The 1,619-nt window shown below is 75.0% G+C and carries 2 protein-coding genes; both read left to right on the plus strand.

Features of this window, described 5'->3' with window-relative positions:
- The first annotated feature begins 144 nt into the window (after positions 1-144).
- A complete protein-coding gene (locus tag SSOG_RS10135) occupies positions 145-927 on the plus strand; it encodes an MBL fold metallo-hydrolase (RefSeq protein WP_039937091.1) in 783 nt (260 codons plus the stop codon).
- Positions 924-1,529 (plus strand): DedA family protein, encoded by a 606-nt coding sequence (locus tag SSOG_RS10140; protein WP_039937093.1) that lies wholly within the window; start codon positions 924-926, stop codon positions 1,527-1,529. Before SSOG_RS10135 ends, SSOG_RS10140 begins: the two co-directional genes overlap by 4 nt.
- Positions 1,530-1,619 lie beyond the last annotated feature (90 nt).

The following is a 1,619-nucleotide window of genomic DNA, read 5'->3' on the forward strand; positions in this document are numbered from 1 at the left end:
CTCGATGTCGGGTTCGGTGTCAGTTTCGAAGTCCGAGCCATGCATGACTCATGCATACCCTGGCTCGAGTGACTGCAAACGAGGGCCGCCGGGGTGAGAGGATCGGACCCGACGGTGTGGTACGTGCGCGACGGGAGGCACCGCGTGTCGGTGGAGATCACCTGGTGGGGGCATGCCACCGCGACCGTGCGGGACTCCGGCGTACGGGTGCTGACCGATCCCCTCTTCGTACGGCGGCTGGCCCATCTGCGCCGCCGCCGCGGACCCGTGCCGCCGCCGGACGCGGCGGTGGCGGACGTCGCGCTCGTCTCCCATCTGCACGCCGACCATCTCCACCTCGGCTCGCTGGCCCGGCTGTGGCCCGGCACCCGGCTGATCGTGCCGTACGGCGCCGGGCGGGCCGTGCCGGGGCTGCGGCGGGTGGCCGCGGCGGGCGATCTGCCGGTCACCGAGGTGCGGCCGGGCGACGAGGTGTCGGTCGGCGACGTACGGATCCGGGCCGTGCCCGCCGCCCACGACGGCCGCCGCCTGCCGTTCGGGCCGCACCGGGCGCCCGCGCTCGGGTACGTGCTGCACGGCGAGGCCACCACGTACTTCGCGGGCGACACCGGGCTGTTCGACGCGATGGCGGACGCGGTCGGCCCGTGTGACGTGGCGCTGCTGCCGGTCGGCGGCTGGGGTCCGTACCTGGGCCACGGCCACCTCGACGCGGGCCGCGCCGCCGAGGCGCTGGCCCGGCTGGGGGCGCGCAGCGCGGTGCCGGTGCACTACGGGACGTACTGGCCGATCGGCCTGGACGCCGTGCGGCCGCATGAATTCCATGCGCCGGGCGACGACTTCGTCCGCCACGCGGGGCGGCTGGCGCCCGACGCCTCGGTGCACCGGCTGCGGCACGGGGAGTGCGTGCGGCTGGAGCCCGCCAGGTGATAGGCGAACTGGCACGCCTGCCGGCCGAGTCCACCCAGCAGGCGGTGGGCTATCCGTCGCTGTTCCTGCTGGTGGTGCTGGGGTCGCTGGTGCCGGTGGTGCCGACCGGGGCGGTGGTCAGCTCGGCGGCCGTGGTCGCGGTCCACCAGTCCTCGCCGTTCTCGCTGCTGTTCAGCTTCGGCGTCGCCGCGCTCGCCGCGTTCCTCGGGGACCTCGCGCTGTACTGGCTGGGGCGGCGCGGAGTGCGGTCCAAGAACGGCTCGCGGTGGCTGGAGCGCATCCACGACCATGCGGCGCCGGAGCGGCTGGACCAGGCGCGGACGAAGCTCACCGACCACGGGGTGGCGATGCTGGTGCTGTCCCGGCTGGTCCCGGCGGGCCGGATCCCGGTGATGCTGGCCTGTCTGCTGGCCCGCTGGCCGCTGCGGAGGTTCGCGCGTGGCGCGGCCCCGGCGGCGCTGGCCTGGGCCGGGACGTACCAGCTGATCGGTCTGCTGGGCGGTTCGCTGTTCCGCGAGCCGTGGGAGGGGGTGGTGGCGGCGGTGCTGCTGACGGTGGCGATCGCCGTGGCCCCGGGGGTGTGGCGTCGGGTGCGGCGTTAGTTCGCGGGGCTCCGCCCCCACGCGCCCCGGTTCCGCAGGCGCGGAAACCGGGGCGGGCTACGCAGCAGCGCTCAGTTGCCCAGGCTCAAA

Source organism: Streptomyces himastatinicus ATCC 53653 (genome assembly GCF_000158915.1).
Classification (GTDB): Bacteria; Actinomycetota; Actinomycetes; order Streptomycetales; family Streptomycetaceae; genus Streptomyces; species Streptomyces himastatinicus.